Below are 17966 nucleotides of genomic sequence, written 5' to 3'. Positions count from 1 at the left end.
ATGGAGAGTTCTCATGGGATTCAAAACTATAAAATAATGCTTGGGAGAGATGATTTTGTTCAGAAAAGGTAGGAAATTTGTTGCATTATTACTGGCACTCACAGTGATTTGTTCTACGATGCCGAATATCACCCCTGTGTTTGCAGCTGAAGAATCTGAGATTCTATCTGTAGATCAACCAACGACTTCTGTACCCACCGGCCGATATGAAGAAGCGCAGACGATCCACCTCACAACTGCAACGCAGAATGCTGACATTTACTATACACTCGACGGCACACTTCCGGATGTTCATAGTTTGAAATATAACGGGCCGATCTCGATTTCCAAAACAACGAATTTGTCTGCCATTACGATCAAGGATGGTGTAGCTAGTAAAGGAGTAACCTTCTCTTATATCATCAAAACCAAAGAAAAGCCATTGCTCCAGTTTGTAGCGATGTCTGACGTACATGTAGGCTCACATGCTTCAGCAGATGCACGTTACACCCAATTCTTTGATACCATAGGGTCGATTTTCCCGAACCCGGATGCGATACTCGTCGTTGGTGATATGATTAATGATAATGGGAACGACAAACCCAATGATCATGTGATGGTTCGGGAAATTTTTGAGCAAAATTTAGCTAGAAAGCAGTGGAATAACACTCAGATCCGAATGGCTATAGGTAACCACGATTCCACCGTTGCTAAAGTCAACGAACATTATCCTGTGGACTGGTTCACAAGCCAGCCGAATGGCTATTATGAATCTGAAATCGGTGGCTATCATTTCTTATTTTTAAACGGGAACAACTACAACTCAGATACAGGCCAGCGTAATTGGCTAAGGGGTAGACTTGCAGAGCTCACAGCTGATCCGAAAAATCAGAATACTCCCATATTCGTGAATGTACACCAACCTATATCGAATACGGTAATGGATGGGCAGCAGGCATCGAATCCTAATCTTTATTCCGATCTCAAAGACTATCCTCAAGTGATTACCTTCTCAGGACACTCCCATCTGAATATTAGTGATGATCGCTCCATCTACCAGAAGGATTTTACTTCGGTCAACCTCGGCTCCATGTCTTACATTGAATCCGATCGCGGGTACTCCCAAGTGACTAAGAAGGGACTTGAAGGACGTTTTGAATTTCCTGTGAGTCAGGCCGACTTCATTGAGGTGTATGCGGATCGGGTTGAAGTGGATCGGATTGCGTTTAACGCAGATCCTGGAGATATCTACACAGACGGCAAATGGACGGCTGAGCCGCAGCCTCCATTCAACAGTGCGGGTTCAGTTGCTGGAGACAAGTGGGTCATTCAGCTAAAAGGCTCGACGAATGAAGCGATTAAGAGCAATTTCAAGTACACGACGGCCAACCGTAATAAGGTTGCTCCTGTATTTAGTAGTGAACTCGACATAACGAATCAGGATAAGATACCTTTACTTTCCTTTAAGCAAGCGAAAGATGATCAATCTATGCATCATTATGAGATTAATGTCATCGATAAAAGATCTGGAGTCAGCAGCAAATCAGTAAATGTATTCTCTGACTACTATTTTTCCCCGATTCCGAATGTAATGAATATTCCACTCGAAGGACTTGCACCTCAAACTTCGTACATTGTTCAAGTGACGGCTGTTGATGCCTACGGGAATCGCTCTGCAACGCTAGAGCAATCGTTTACAGCCGGCAATGAAGCACCTGAACTGACACCAATTGATCCATCGACCATGTGGAAAGATCTAGTTGTCGATATGAAATTGGATGGAAACCTATCTGATGATGCTAAAGACGTGACAGGGCTTGCAAGTCTCGCAGGCAATGTAACGTATGTCGATGGTAAATCCAATAAAGCCGCGATCATTGCAGCGGGCAATAGTAATTATATTGATTTGGGAAAACGAGATGATTTGAAATTCGGAGCAGGAATCTTCACCGTGTCTTTCTGGCACAAAGGCAATCTTTCCGGAGATCAGACTATCCTTTCCAATAAGAACTGGAATAGTGGCGGTAACCTAGGCTGGTATATTGGACCTGCCTCCACCAATGGCATGACCTTAAATATCAGTGATGGAACGAAAAGAGCGGATATTACAGCATCAAGTGTCGGAACGGAGTGGCATCTCTTTACCATTACAGCGGACAGAACAAACAACTTAGCAAAAGTTTATGTAGATGGGACGGAGAAGGCATCGGGGAGTATTGCCTCGCTTGGTACTCAAAGTGTAGATACAACCTTTAACACGCTGATTGGTGTGGATGGCAACAAAGGAAATGGCGGAGCAACGATTACCATAGATGATCTGAGAATCTGGAAGAGATCGCTCACAGCTACGGAAAACAAAGCATTGTCGGATTCCTATAAGGGTGTTCAGCTCTTTACCTTTGAACAGCTCACCACATTAATTCATGATGCTGCTTCCTTCCAAAAGAACAGCGATAAAGTCAGTGGTGTATCTTACCCGAAAGACCAACTGGACGAGCTTGCGAACCAACTTCAGAAAGCCAGACAACTGACGGCAAGTAATAGCCCAACCGAAATTGACCTTGCTTATGTCGAGCTTCAGTGGGTCTATAAAAAAATACAACAGGCAGCAATATATTCCTTTATTTCTAAGAACGCATTCACTATCAACTCCTTTAGTTCTTATGCGGACAATGAAAATGCCAATGCTGCGAACATCCTAGATAACGATACGGCTACGATTTGGCATTCCAAATGGCAGGAGCCTGTCGCTTCATTTCCACATTGGGTGATTATCGACATGAAGGGCAGTAAGAACTTAACTGGTATTGGGCGCACTAGCCGCTTAAGTCAGACGGCTCTGGAATTTCCAAAGGATTTTGAACTCTACGCCTCGGATCAATTATCGGATTTGACCGATCCGGCGTACCTGAGCAATCCGGCGAATAAAGCGAGCGGCACATTCCAGAAAACCTGGAAAGGCACGAGCTATCAAGATTTCAATATGCTGGATAAAGCGATACAAGGTAGATATGTGAAATTTGTTGTCACGAGCACCTATAACCCAACCGCTTTATTCACCAGTATGAGTGAAATCGATTTTACCGGTAGCTCAGTGCTCTCTGCGGATACACTTCTACAGATGTCCTTCGAGAATAATTTGGAGGATCAATCTGTAAATGCTATACCGGCAACACCGGTTAAAGATCCACAGTTCGTGAAAGGTCGCGTCGGACAAGCCTTGAGTATCGATTCCAAGAGCTCAGCGCTGCAATATGTTGATCTTGGCAAGCCAGCAAGTCTGCAATTCGGCAAGGACAAGAATTTCTCGTTCGCATTCTGGGTTAAATCGCCTTCTGTCTCAGGAGACCCTGCGATTCTATCCAACAAAAATTGGGATTCCGGTGCAAATGTAGGTTATGCCTTAGCGCTGAAGGGAAGTGCACTCCAATGGAACTTTAATACATCCGGCGAATCGCGTGCAGATGCCCAAATTCCAAATGTTGTAGACGGCACCTGGCATCATATCGCCATATCGCATGATCGTGCTTCAGGGCGAGTTGATTTTTATAAAGATGGTGTTCCTGTTAATGTGACCAAAGTCAATGGCACGAACTATCAGGGAATCGCTAGCACTATGACCATTGCAGGTCGGACAGGTACCCTGGATACCGGATTGTCAACCATGATCGGCAATGATGGTACAGGCAATTACAGCAACGCGCTGCAAGTACAGCTTGATGAGCTTCATATGTATGGAAGAACATTAACTGCGCAGGAAGTTTCTAATATGTATAATAGTGCTCCGCCGCTCGCTTCTATTGAGGATTTTTCAGGATCATTAAATCTGATTGGAGCTAAGCATACGGTTCAAGGTACGCAATTCCGATATAACCTAGATCTGCGTACACCTGACATGACGACTAAAGTGGACAAAGCTGTCGTTGAGATTGCCTATGATTCAGAACAGTTCGAATTTGTCAGCGCCTCGCGCGCAACGAAGACAGACGTTTCGACCCCTGGTATCGTTAGACTAGAACTACCAGGAGGTAATGTCTATAACATCGAGAATCCGCTGGAGTATGCAAAGTCCAGAATCTCGGAGCTCAAATTCAATACGCTTGGTGCTTCCGGCCAAGGCATCATTGAAGTTAAGCATGCGGATTTCTATACTGGATCAACAAAACTAACGATTAAGGCATTTGAATCGGCGCCTGCCGTTATTCAGATCCATGCTAAAGTTTCCGAAGATCTTAATGCAGATGGTTATGTTACGATAGGTGACCTTGCACTTGCGCAAGATATTTCAGATAAAGAGTTAGCAGATATAGCTGCCCAAGCCCAATACCAACCTTATAAACGTGTAATTGTTATCGGGATTGATGGTGGGGGTATAGCGGTCTCCAAGGATGCTCCTTATTGGGAGACGCCTAGCGCCAAGAAAGAAAAGGTAGGCGATCGCCTGCAAATTCCAGCCATTCGGAATATTATCGAGCATGGAGCTATTAGCTATACGGCTAAAACTACATTACCTTCCAGCTCATCTCCAAACTGGGGCTCGATGATCAATGGTGTTGGTTATGAAAAGCATGGTCTATATAATGACGATACCGCAGCCTACACATACAGTGAATCATGGGACTACCCAACGGTATTCAAAAAAATTAGGGAGGCATTGCCTGCTACTAAACAAACGGTATTCTCCACCTGGAGCAACATCGTTCAGGGGCATATTGAACCTTCTGTTGGTGTCGAAGGTTATTCCCTAGGAGATGAAGCTGATGTAGCGGCGTTCACGCAATACGCAGCTAGCGGCAAAGCGAAAGATACCTCGTTAATCTTCTTCCAATTGGATGATATGGATGGAGCGGGCCACGGTGATGGATTCTATACGAAGTCGTATTATGAGCAAATAAAGAAGACGGATAAGAACATCCAGACCATTTATGATGCTTTAAAGAACAATCATTTGTTGGAAGACACGCTCATACTCATGCTACCTGACCATGGTGGGGGTAAAGAGAATGCAGACGGAACTTTGGGCATGGCAACAAGTCATGGGCAAGATGAGCCCCTTGCCACCACAATCTTCTTCGCGGCGAATGGTAGAACTGTAGCCACTGAAGCAGGGAAGGAAAAATTGTTGCAAGGTGGGAATACGAGAGATTTGGCTGCAACGGTTCTAACTGCACTTGGCTTGAATCCAACGATTGGAGATTCTCATGTCATTGACGGTATGTTCATACCGCAGACTGAACAGAAACAACCAGGTGCTGCAGACTTGCAATTCACGAAATTAGTTGATGCTGCTACGCAAAAGGTTAACGGTTATGAAGTATCGATCAACAATGCGACTTCAGATGTGACAGCCATTGATTTGAATGTGGACTCCAGCAATCTCAACTTCTCATCGATTGAACCGGCTCAACCTGGCGTTAAGATTGTGCGCAAGGAGACGGTTAATGGAGTAACAAGAATCATTCTAACCTCAACGAATGGCATTCAAGCTGATGCTCCGATTCTTAAGCTACGAGTATCACCACAAGAAAAGGCTACTGCTGTACAAATTACGCAAGCGATGATTGCAGATGCGAAAGGGCATGAAACGATGCCGAATTTGACCACTGCAACTAAAGAAGTACAGATCTCTCAGGCAACACTAGTAGATCTTCAGGTAAACGGTCAATCGTTGATCGGCTTCACACCGGATCAAATGAACTATGCGATTCGTGTACCGAATAATGTTTCGGTCGCAGAGATCACTTATAAGGTAGCAGATCCTTTGCTAAGCGTTCATGTCATAGGTGGTAAATCTCTGCAAGTAGGCGAGAATCTGGTGGAAGTGCATGTCCAAGCTCCAGACGGCAGCTCGAATGTGTATACCATTATCGTCATCCGTGAGTCAGAATCCTTACCTAACCAAATTCTGCTGTCCGATCTACGAATGGATGGGGAAACTCTGCCAGCTTTTGCACCTAGTACGTTGAACTATAACGTAACGGTTCCCTATAGTACGTCGGTAACGGATATTACCTATACGGCATACGATCCGACTAGCGTAGTTAAGATTACGGGTAGTGGAGCCCTTGAGGTTGGTAGGAACGTCGTGAAGGTTACCGTGACCGCTCAAGACGAATTACTAAATATTTATACGATCATCATTACGCGTCAGCCTGAAGCGGAGTCTTCAAGCAATGCAGATTTGGTAGATCTTCGTGTTAACGGAACTACGGTGCGTGGATTTACCTCTGGGCAATACAACTATGAAATGACTGTACCTTACACTACAACCGTTACGCGAGTAACCTATACATTAGCAGATCCTATGGCTACCGTATCGATAACAGGTAGTGGAGATTTATATGTCGGCACTAATATGATCACCGTAACTGTGACAGCTCAAGATGGGACCAAGCAGATCTACACAATTACTGTTATGCGTGAAAATGATACGCCGACAACACCACCAACGAGTGGGGGTAACCCGGGATTAAATGTTACGCTGCCAGTGGTGGTGAAGCCGGAGCTGCCTACAGGGGCGGTTGTTATCCCAGATGAACTCTTAACGAAGAGTGCTGAAGGAAACATCATTTTGCAGCTTCAAGCGGATAAGAATCAAGTTATGATTCCAATCGATCAACTCGATCAGATCGGCAATAGGGATCTAGAGATTCAAGTGAATGGGGTTCGTGCCGTTATGTCCTCCAAAGTATTGAATGAGCTTCGTAAGCTTCTGCCATCCACTGCGAAGACAGCAACGATAATTTTGAAGATGGAGGCCATTCAATCGAATCATCTGACGATAGCTCCACCGTATTTACGGGTTGGTGACATCATGGACTTCTCATTAATCATGTCAGATGAGTCTGGTAATAATTATTCACTGAAGCAATTCCCTGTACCTGTGAAAATAACATTACCGATTCTGAATGGAAACAATCCAGCACTGGCGGGTATTTATCGTATCGAGGAAAATGGTGGCTTTACCTATCTAGGGGGGACAATGAATCCGTCCAAAACCAGTCTTACCGTAGATTTGAGTCATTTTAGTCAATACGTTGTTCTTTCGTTACAAAGCAGCTACCGTGATGTACCTGAAAGTCACTGGGCATACAAGACCATTCAGGAACTATCTGCTAAACAGATCGTGAAGGGCCAATCTGACTCTATGTTTAACCCATCGGGTTCCATCACAAGAGCGGAATATGCAGCTCTCCTCAGCAGAGCCCTTTCTTTAACTGCGAGCCGTTCGACTTCATTCCAAGATGTAGTTGCTGGATCGTGGTATGAAGAGGGCGTTAATGCTACCTTTGAGGCAGGCATTATTCTAGGCGTATCCGAGGATCGTTTTGAACCAAATCAACAGATTACTCACGAGGAAATGGCAGCTATGCTGGTAAGAGCCTTTGCATATCGTACGGGCGTTAAGCCGGAAGCAGGCTCATTCCATCCGACTAATGACAGCTCTAAAGTTAGTTTTTGGGCAGTAACCTATGTACAAGGTGCGCTAGAAGCTAAGCTTCTGTCGGGTCATCAGGAGGGTAACTTCCTTCCGCAATCGATGACAACCCGTGCCGAGGCAGCTCAGAGTATTTCCAATCTACTTGCGAAATTCTAGAATGAAATTTTAAGCTTCCGACATGAAAAATCCCCTCAAGTTAGACAATGCCTTAGACTTCGTATCGAGGTCGAGGCGTTGTAAACTTTGAGGGGATTTATTAATGTTATGCCCTAGAATTTCAATTGGTTTCCGCAGGACTCGCGCACAACAAGTACGGGCTCCACTACAAATGAACCGCCACCCGACTGATTGTTAATCAAATCATAGAGCATATGGGCAGCGAGAATACCAAGACGTTCTTTGTTCTGACGGATGGTAGACAGTCTTGGGGTAGTATATTTGCAGGCTTCGATGTCATCACAGCCGATGATGGCGATATCCTCAGGGACACGAAGGTCATGTTCTTTTAAAGCACGGATGGCTCCTAAAGCTAGTAAATCAGAGGCAGCAAAAATAGCCTTTGGTAAACTGCCGCTTTGAATTAATTGTTGCATAGCCGTATACCCGCTGGACTCAAAGAAATCGTCGCCATGTACAAACCAACGCCGGTTCAAAGGGAGACCGAAACTTTCGATAGCTTTGGTATATCCTGCTTCCCGTAGGTTGGATATTTCTGAATCCGCGGCACTTCCTATAAAACCAAGCTCCCTATAACCAAGAAGGTAAAAATGCTCCACGACCTTAGAGGATATTTGGAAGTTATCTGACATAACAAAGCCTGACTTCTTCCCTTTTAGTTCGAGATCTACCCCGATACAAGGGATACTGCTCATATCCAGATCGTGGATCGTTGGCTCCATCTTCTGTCCGGATATAATGACGCAGCCATCCACATTAAAATGAACAGCGCGCGCGAAGTAATCTCCGCTGCTAATAAATTTCTCGTTTGAGAAGAAGATGAGATCGTATCCTAAGACACCCATCTGTTTCTTGAAGGAATTTAATACCTCAACGAAAAAAGGATGCGTAAATTCTACATTAAGCTCACCCGCAAAAATCACACCGATCAAATTCGATTTCTTGGTTGCAAGTGTCTTGGCGGAGTTGGATGGTGAATACCCAGTTTGCTCGATGATCTCCAAGACTCTTTTCTTGGTCTTTTCCGAAACATCGCTGTAATTATTCATAATTTTCGAAACGGTTGAGACAGAAACTCCGGCCATTTCGGCAATCATTTTGATATTCATATGTAATATAAGCCACCCTCCGCTTAATAGTTGAAATATGGGGGAAAGACTGTAGTAGAGCGGTTATTTATGAGTTTTTTTGAATGGGGTGAAGAGTAAAACAGTTATTTTAAGTCTATTCTTATTGCCGAAACAAGTCAAACGGATATTTTAAGATTGAGATATATTCCGAAAAAAATTTATGTAAAAAAATTCAAAATTACATCTTTACAAATATGGAAATCTAAGTAACAATAGCATTGTCGAAACCGATTTCGATTCTTCGTTTGAATTACGAATATTACGAAATTCGAGGAGTGATGTTTAGGATGAAGAGGAATTTCACAGCTGCAATAACTGCTATGCTCCTTGTCACCGGGCTGCTATCACCGGTTGGGAGCATGAATGCTTCAGCGGCAGAGGCATTAAAGGCAAACTCACCTGATTCAGCGGCAACGAAAGTAGGAAGTGCAGCAATCGATGTATTGAAAGCGTTTACGGATGTATCTCCAAGCCATTGGGCTGCAGGTCCATTACAGCGCTGGAGCGCAAATGGGATCATAAGTGGATATGACGATGGATCGTTTCGACCGGGCAAGGAAGTCACGAAGGCAGAATTCGCGGCTATTATGAATCGTATTTTTAATTATCAGGAGCAATCGGATAAGCTTCCAGCGGATGTCCTGGCTACAGACTGGTATAAAAGTGATATTGCCAAAGGAATTGCAGCTGGATATTTAAGCAGTGATCAGAACAACAACATTTATCCCTCACGTGCGCTTTCGCGCGCTGAGGCGGCGTTGGCCTTGGAGAAAGTGTTTCGTTTCAATACGGACAAAAGCAGTACGGCAGCATTCACTGATCTGAACGGAGTCAATGATGAAACTGCGAAAGCGATAGTAGCCCTAACGAGTGCTGGCTTTATTAAAGGTTACCCTGGAGGTTTGTTTAAGCCTGGGGGCGGAATTACACGTGCAGAGCTTGCTCAGCTTGCTGATCGGATGGTTTCGGGACTCCTCCTGAAATCTGGAGAGACTTCGCTTGGAACAGTAAAGGGCAATATAGTCATTAATCAGGCCGATGTGATTCTTAAAGACACGGTCATCCAAGGTAATCTTTATCTAACCGAGGGGATCGCCGAAGGGAATGCGAAGCTTGAAGGGGTAAAGGTAACAGGGACTACGTTTGTACGCGGAGGCGGTGAGCAGAGTATTGGCTTACACAATACTTCTCTTGGGCCGCTTCAAGTAGCTAAACCTAACGGGAAGGTTCGAATTTATGCCAGCGGCTCAACAGCTGTGGGTACTGTGCAACTGCAATCCGGAGCTATTTTGGAAGAGAGTAGCGATCTTACGGGAGCAGGCTTTGGGGATGTTGAGATGGACGTCGTTCCTCACATTATCTCACTTCGAGGGATATTTGCAGCGGTTCGCTCGGCAGACTCAGCAGTCAGCGGTTCTTTGCTAAGAATCTCAGGAACTGTTGCCAGTCTTACGGTGGGCAGCCCAACACAATTGACTCTGGAGAACAATGCACAGGTGGCCGCGTTAATCCTGACTGCGAGCGCTGGAGGAACAGCGATTCAAGGCAGCGGAAGCGTAACCTCAATAGATAACAAAGCCGATGGAGTAACGATTGGCGGCTCGCCATTAAAGAAAGGAAACACTAGTAAAACAACACTGCCAGTAGCAACTTCAGCCTCAAGCAGTTCTGGTAATGGAGGTCCAATATCGACACCGACCTCTACACCTGAAGCAACAGCCACAGCAACTACTACACCAACCGAAACACCAACACCAACACCAACACCAACACCGACACCAACGGCAACGCCTACCGCCACACCAACCAATGATCCGTGGACGCTGGTTTGGGGAGATGAATTCAATGAAGGAACCATTGATCCTACGAAATGGACCTATGACCTTGGAGATGGTTCGCAATTTAACAATCCAGGTTGGGGCAACAACGAGAAGCAATGGTATACAAGTGATGAGAAGAACGCAAAGATACAGGATGGTAATCTAGTGATTACTGCGCGTAAAGAAGCAGTAAGTGGCAAGGAGTACACTTCTTCGCGACTTAAAACGAAAGGTCTGTTTAGTAAGAAATATGGGAAGTTTGAGATTCGGGCTAAAGCGCCTACCGGAAAAGGGTACTGGCCAGCGATCTGGATGCTGCCGGAGAACTACGAGTACGGAAATTGGGCTTCCTCTGGTGAGCTTGATATTATGGAGGGCTGGGGCAGCCGACCTAATACGGTAGCGGGCACCATCCATTACGGCGGCGAATGGCCTAACAATGTGTACTCTGGCAAAGAGTATGTATTCCCGGAAGGTTCTACGATTGAGCAATACCATACGTATTCTATTGAGTGGGAGCCGGGAGAAATTCGCTGGTATGTAGATGGCGAACTGTTTTTAACCAAAAATGACTGGTACAGCATCAGCAATGGGCAGCCTGCGAATAATGCTTATCCAGCACCGTTCAATCAGGAGTTCCACCTGCTGTTAAATCTAGCTGTTGGCGGCAACTTCGATGGTGATCCAACACCAGAAACCGTGTTTCCAAAATCGATGCAGGTTGATTATGTCAGAGTCTATGAACTGACAGGCCGTGAGTATCGTGAGCCGGTGCCAGTTACGCTGGATAAGGAACCTTACTTGGAAGGCTCAAAGCTAGCACTTCCTGACGGCAACCTTGTCTATAACAACAACTTCACGGAGCAGGTTCCGGGAGATAATGGAATGGGCATACCGAATACTTCACACTGGGTTTTGTTTAAAGAACCAGGAGCTGATGCTGCTGTCTCCACTGTACCGATTGGGGGACATAACTTCCTAAAGGTAAATATCAGTAATGCTGGAGGCAATGCGTATTCCGTTCAACCTCAAGCGATCGTATCCGTTGCTAAAGGTAGATTCTATAAGCTCAGCTTCGATACGAAAACAGATGTGTCACGTAATATTAGCGTTAAATTAACGGGGGGAGAATCACGTGGCTTTGCTGCTTATTCTCCGGCACTTAAGGCAGAGCTGACTTCTGAGATGTCCCATTACGAAACGATGTTTCAAATGAAGGACAACTCTGATATTGCAGCACGGATAGAGTTCAATATGGGAACTAACGCTTCACCAGTTTGGTTAGGTAATGTCCGTCTGGAAGAGGTAGATAGTATTCCTTTTGATCATGATGGAATAAAAACACCGCTCGGTAGCGGTAATCATCTGTACAATGGCACTTTCGATCTTGGTGAGCCCAATCGGATGAGCTATTGGCACGTAGAAACAGCCAATGGTACAACGTCCACTGCCAATGTAGATGATACAGGAAAGCTGAATCTGCAGATTGGCGGCAGCGAAAGTGGCGAAGTTCGATTGCTTCAGAAGGGAATTCAGCTCATACAGGGCCAAGATTATGAGCTTACCTTTAATGCTGCAGTATCCTCTGCACGTACTGCTACAGTTCAGCTTCTTGGAAAAGACGGCAGCGTACATGCGCAGCAGTCAGTTAATTTAGCCCAAGGTGAACAAGAAATAAAAGCAGTCTTCACCAACCTTGCAGGTACAACGGATCATGAGGGACAATTTGTGTTACTTCTGAACGGTGCTACCGATACAGTCATCTTGGATAACTTCAAGTTGCTGCGCACGAGCTTTTATTATGATCCATCACTTGTCTACTACCCGCTTGTGAATGGTGAATTCAACGCTGAATTTCATGCCTGGGATCGGCTGTTGACGGAGCAGGGCGGACAGAGCACCGCTACTGCTACAGATGGAACAGCAAAGTTTAACATTACGAATACGGGTAGTCAGCCATATTCCGTGATGTTGTTTCAAAATAATTTGAAAGCTGCCAGTGGAATAGATTATGTGCTGGAGTTTGATGCCAGTTCAACCATAGCCCGAAAAATCGGAGTAAATGTTGAAAATGCATCTTATCAGGCTTCATTTACAAAAATTGTAGAGCTCACACCAGCAACGAATCATTACAAATACGAATTCCGTCAAGGCAGCAAGGACACATTGTCTCTTAAATTCCTGCTTGGGAAGGTTGAGGGGATTAGTATTCCTCAAAGCCATGATATTATCATCGATAATGTGAAATTTGAAATCAAAAATGCACCGGCTAAACCGCAGGAACTACTAAGCGATAGCAGCAATAACAGAGTTTCGCAGCCGATTGAGCTAACCTTCATAGACCATGAGGATTGGAGAAAGAAAATCGTTGCAGTGAAGGTTAATGGTATAACACTTGAAACTGAACAGTACACCATTGAGCCTGGAAAAATCACAATCGATGCAGCAGTATTTCCATCCGAGGGCAGCTATACAATCACTGTAGAAGCTGACCATTACGCAAATGCATCTGTACTTCAGACGATACTTGCTAACGATAACAATCTAGTCATAAATGGCTCGTTCGGCAATGGTAATACGGGGTGGTCTACATGGTCTGGAGAAGGTGGTGTTTCTGCGTTTGCTGTGAAGGATGGCGTGGCAGAAATCTTGATTACGTCAGCAGGATGGGAGGCGTGGCATACACAATTTTACCAAGAAGGTATCCCACTGGAAGGCGGAAAAACATATGAGGTGAGCTTTAAGGCGAAATCAACGGTTCCGCGGCAGATCATCCTAGAATACTCCAATACTTCTGCAGCTTCTGCTCAAGCTAAGTTTGATATTACTGCTGATTGGGTAACTTATGGCGCACAATTTACGGTGTCTAACAGCAATCCGCTGAAGCTGAATTATCTGATCGGCAAATCGCTGGGCGCTGATCCTACGGCTAACAGTACGCCACATACGATTTCTTTTGACGATATTGTGGTTCGGGAAGTACAAGGTGGTCCGCCAGTGACACCACCAAGCGGCACGCTGGATAATGGAACATTTGATTTGGATTCCAAAGGATGGAGCCAGTATTTTGATGGAACTGGATCTGCTGCTGTAAAAGATGGGGAATTTGCGATAGACCTGACAGGCACAGGGGAAGCTGCCTACAGCGCACAAGTGGATTACGAAAACCTGAAGCTTGTTCAGGGGAAGACGTACATCTTGAAGTTTAAGGCCCGTTCTACGGTAAACCGTAATATTCAGGTAGCTGTGGAGCATAAAGGCGGGGATTACACCAAATATATGGAAGCTGAGCTTGTAGCTCTGACCGAGAATATGAAAGAATTCAGTTACACATTTACCATGAACGGTGCGACAGACGCAGGGGCACATCTTGTTTTTTTACTAGGGCTTATTGATGGAAACAGTACGGAGACGAATAGTGAAATTAGTGCGGGCAGCACGATTTATTTGGATGATGTAAGTTTAATCGAAGGTTAAACGAAAAAACGGCAGTGTTTTCCTTTTTACAGGAGCACTGTCGTTTTTTTGGCTTGGAATTAAGATTCTTCTTTAGGGATAAATTCGAAGATCTTACCATTCTCAAAAGATTCTATTAATTTTAGCAACCAGCGGTAGTAATTAATGGATTCGGTAATCTTCTCTTCATCTGTATTTAAGAGCTGCATAAGTTTACTATCGTCACTATACTCTTTTTTCATATCGTTAATTTCCGCAAGTGATTTCGCTAGTGAGATCATATTTCCTTCGACGGCTTTTCTCCATTTAATAGAGAAGTAATCACTGAAGTTCTGATGCCAGTCAGGCACGGTGGTAAACAGGTCTTTGCGAGTCCCTCTCCCCCAAACTTTATCGATCATTTTCAGATCTAGGAGGGTACGGACTCCCGTACTCATGGACGTTTTGCTCATTCCCATTGTTTTGCTAAGCTCGTCCAGTGTCACTGGACCTTGATTGAAATACATATAACCGTATAAATGCCCAATTGATAAAGTGATGCCGTATAGGTCCATATTTTTACCGATAGAGTCTATCACGCGTTCACGGGCCTTACTAATCTTCTCTATTTGTTCGGGTGTTAACCCTTCTAAATCGTTCATGATGTCCCTCCTGAGGAATAGGTCGATAGACTGCTGCAACCTTATACAATGTATTGTAATCAAATCCCCCTCCATAAGTAAAGAAATCATGAAGAAAGGAATTTGGTGTAAAACAGAGTATTCTATATATAAAGTACGTAAAGTTAAAACTGTACACTAAATTTTATCCGTATATGGTGTTTGCATGAATTTTCAATAGTCCGGTACACTACTATAAGTGAACTAAACCCGGATATATCTTCGGGAGAAGGAGGACGGCATGGCTATTATAGAGGTGAAAAAGCTAACCAAAGTATTCGGTCATGATGCGGGAAAGGCGATTCCATTATTAGAGCAAGGGTGGTCGAAGGAAAAGATCGCTCAGGAATTAAAGTTGACAGTCGGAGTCAACAAAGCCGAATTCAGCATTGAAGAAGGAGAAATATTCGTCATTATGGGATTGTCCGGCAGTGGGAAGTCAACGTTGGTTCGTTTATTGAACCGTTTGATTGAACCTACAGGGGGACAAGTCCTTTTTAAAGGAAAAGACGTCGTAAAAATGAACCCGGAGGAGCTTCGGCAATTTCGGCGCAAGAACATCGGCATGGTGTTTCAGAAGTTCGCATTGTTTCCACACCGGACGGTATTGGAGAATGCGGAATACGGACTTGAGGTTCAGGGCGTAGATAAAAAGAAGAGAACTGAACGGGCCATGGAGGCATTGCATCTAGTGGGTCTAAAGGGCTGGGAGAACCATCGCCCGGATCAACTAAGCGGAGGGATGCAGCAGCGTGTGGGACTAGCAAGAGGACTTGCTAATGACCCTGATATCCTGCTCATGGACGAAGCCTTTAGTGCACTGGATCCGCTGATTCGTAAAGACATGCAGCAGGAGCTGCTGGAATTGCAGTCCAGAGTGAAGAAGACGATTGTGTTCATCACTCATGATCTAGACGAAGCCCTGCGGATTGGTGATCGGATTGCGCTGATGAAAGACGGCGTTATCGTGCAGATTGGTACACCGGAAGAGATTCTCATTCAACCTGCCAATAAATATGTAGAGCGGTTCGTGGAGGATGTGGACTTGTCCAAGGTGCTAACTGCAGCTCATGTGATGCGGCAACCAGAAACGGTTAGACCTGAGCGTGGACCTCGTGTAGCCCTTCAACTGATGCGCGATAGCGGCATATTCAGCCTGTATGTGGTAGACAAAGAAAACAAGCTCTTGGGTGTTATTACAGCTGAGGATGCAGCACAGGCACTGAAAGATAATAAATCTATCCTAGAGGTTACACGGCGGGAGATCCCTCGTGTATATCCAGAAACGCTGCTCAATGATTTCTTTGAACTAATATCTGAGACACATTTGCCTGTAGCCGTCGTAGATGAAGCGGATAAATTAAAGGGCATTGTGATTAAGGGAGCCGTTCTTTCCGCACTCGCGGGTAACGCGGTACCGGAAGGAGAAGGATCTTAATGGACATTCCAAAACTGCCTTTAGGAAAGGCACTCGAGTGGTTGGAAAACTGGCTAACTACGTATTGTGGCCCCTTGTTTGACTTTATCGCTACGATTATCGGTGGAATGGTTTCTGCAATTGAAGGTGCACTGACCTTCCTGCCTGCATTAGTGCTTATCGTACTTATTGCAGCCTTGTCTTATTGGATTGGGAAATGGCGCATGGCTTTATTTGCGGTCATCGGACTGCTCTTAATCGATAATCTCGGATTATGGGGACCTTCGATGCAATCTTTAGCCCTTGTTCTAACCGCCTCGATATTGGCTGTAGTAATCGGCGTACCGATTGGTATCTTGTGTGCGCAGAGAAATGCGGTTAGAAATACTGTTACGCCTATTTTGGACTTTATGCAGACGATGCCGGCATTTGTGTATTTATTGCCAGCGGTATCTTTTTTCTCACTTGGGGTAGTTCCAGGTGTAATTGCATCGATCATCTTTGCGATTCCGCCGACAATTCGTTTGACCAATCTCGGTATTCGCCAAGTTTCAGAGGAGCTAGTGGAAGCAGCTGATGCTTTCGGTTCAACACCTACTCAGAAACTGGTTAAATTGCAGCTGCCGATCGCGCTGCCAACGATTATGGCAGGCGTCAATCAGACGATTATGTTGTCACTATCGATGGTTGTCATCTCATCTATGATTGGTGCGCAAGGTGTAGGTGCCTATGTATACCGTGCGGTATCGCAGGCTAAGACAGGAGATGGCTTCGAGGCGGGGATTGCTATCGTTATTATAGCTATTCTACTCGACCGTTTAACGCAGAACGCACTAAAACCAAAAAAGAGATAGGGGTTTTAAAGAGATATGAAGAAAAAAAATATAGGTTTATTCTTGTTAGTGATTATGATGATTACTGTTATTGCTGGATGTTCATCCTCAAGTAACGAAAAGGTAAAATTGGCTTATGTGGCATGGGATTCCGAAATTGCGAGTACTTATGTTGTTAAAGAAGTACTTGAAACTAAGCTTGGAGCTACCGTTGAAATGCTGCAGGTAGATGCTGGCCCAATGTGGGCAGGGGTTGCTGATGGTAGTGCGGATGCTATGGTCGCAGCTTGGCTACCAAGCACGCATGCAGCTTATTTAGAGAAGTATGGTTCGAAAATCGAAGATTTAGGTGCTAATTTGAACGGAACTAAAGTTGGTTTAGCAGTTCCAGCGTACATGGATATTAATTCTATTGAAGACTTGAAGAACAGTGACCTGGCAGGTAAACTGAGCAATCGAATTATCGGAATTGAGCCAGGTGCTGGTATTATGACGACGACTGAAAAGGCTATTGCGGAGTATGGTCTTAGTGATTACACGCTTCTAGAAAGCTCATCGGCAGCGATGGCTCAGGAGCTGCAAAAAGCCTATGACAACAACGAGCCTATCGTTGTAACGGGTTGGACACCACACTGGATGTTCGCCAATATGGACCTGAAATATCTGGAAGATCCAAAAGGTGTATATGGTGCGGATGAGCAAATCCATACGATGGTTCGCCAAGGTCTGAAAGAAGACATGCCGAATGTCTATAAGTTCTTGGATCAATTCGAATGGACGGCAGAAGATATGGCGAAAGTAATGGTTGAGGTTCAAGGTGGGAAATCACCAGAAGAAGCTGCTAAGACTTGGGTAGAAAATAACCCTGATAAAGTAAATGCATGGATTCAAGGTGTAGAATTGTAAGTAGATAGAATTCTGTGGTATGATGTGAAGAATCAATGGATTACAAAAGTGTAACTTGTACGCTAACCACTGTTCTTTACAAATGCACTTCATAAGCAAACTCATTCAATAAAACACCCCGGAAGGGGTGTTTTTCTTGGGAATATAA

At 44.7% G+C, this 17966-nt stretch carries 7 protein-coding genes; 5 read left to right on the top strand and 2 right to left on the bottom strand.

All coding sequences use genetic code 11. The features are described 5' to 3' along the window. Window positions 1-55 precede the first annotated feature (55 nt). Window positions 56-7576, top strand: coding sequence for a LamG-like jellyroll fold domain-containing protein (locus QNH28_RS25085; protein ID WP_283909015.1), 7521 nt, complete (start codon window positions 56-58; stop codon window positions 7574-7576). A gap of 113 nt (window positions 7577-7689) precedes the next feature. On the opposite strand, the gene QNH28_RS25080 is transcribed toward QNH28_RS25085, so the two are convergent. Then, complete coding sequence (locus tag QNH28_RS25080) at window positions 7690-8706, bottom strand: LacI family DNA-binding transcriptional regulator (protein WP_283909014.1); 1017 nt, start codon at window positions 8704-8706, stop codon at window positions 7690-7692. Between the two features lie 308 nt (window positions 8707-9014). On the opposite strand from QNH28_RS25080, the gene QNH28_RS25075 reads away from it, so the two are divergent. After that, window positions 9015-14024 (top strand): carbohydrate binding domain-containing protein, encoded by a 5010-nt coding sequence (locus QNH28_RS25075; protein WP_283909013.1) that lies wholly within the window; start codon window positions 9015-9017, stop codon window positions 14022-14024. A 59-nt stretch (window positions 14025-14083) separates the two neighbouring features. On the opposite strand, the gene QNH28_RS25070 is transcribed toward QNH28_RS25075, so the two are convergent. Further along, entirely contained in the window at window positions 14084-14644 is a 561-nt protein-coding gene (locus QNH28_RS25070) for a GbsR/MarR family transcriptional regulator (RefSeq protein ID WP_042191677.1), read from the bottom strand. A 259-nt stretch (window positions 14645-14903) separates the two neighbouring features. Between QNH28_RS25070 and QNH28_RS25065 the strand changes: the two genes are divergently transcribed. Genes QNH28_RS25065 through QNH28_RS25055 form a run of 3 tightly spaced genes read left to right on the top strand, consistent with a single transcriptional unit; the run spans window position 14904 to window position 17818 of the window. After that, a complete protein-coding gene (locus QNH28_RS25065) occupies window positions 14904-16100 on the top strand; it encodes a quaternary amine ABC transporter ATP-binding protein (RefSeq protein ID WP_042191675.1) in 1197 nt (398 codons plus the stop codon). Then, window positions 16100-16933: an ABC transporter permease gene (locus tag QNH28_RS25060; protein ID WP_283909012.1), complete on the top strand. Its 834-nt coding sequence runs from the start codon at window positions 16100-16102 to the stop codon at window positions 16931-16933. The genes QNH28_RS25065 and QNH28_RS25060 overlap by 1 nt, the downstream gene beginning before the upstream one ends. Before the next feature lie 15 nt (window positions 16934-16948). After that, the gene (locus QNH28_RS25055) at window positions 16949-17818 is read left to right on the top strand and encodes a glycine betaine ABC transporter substrate-binding protein (RefSeq protein ID WP_283909011.1); all 870 of its coding nucleotides are present in this window, start codon (window positions 16949-16951) and stop codon (window positions 17816-17818) included. Window positions 17819-17966: the final 148 nt, after the last annotated feature.

The organism is Paenibacillus sp. G2S3 (assembly GCF_030123105.1).
In the GTDB taxonomy this organism is placed as follows: Bacteria; Bacillota; Bacilli; order Paenibacillales; family Paenibacillaceae; genus Paenibacillus_AQ.
The sequence above is the reverse complement of the archived record's forward strand: the minus strand, read 5'-3'. Positions and strand labels throughout refer to the sequence as shown.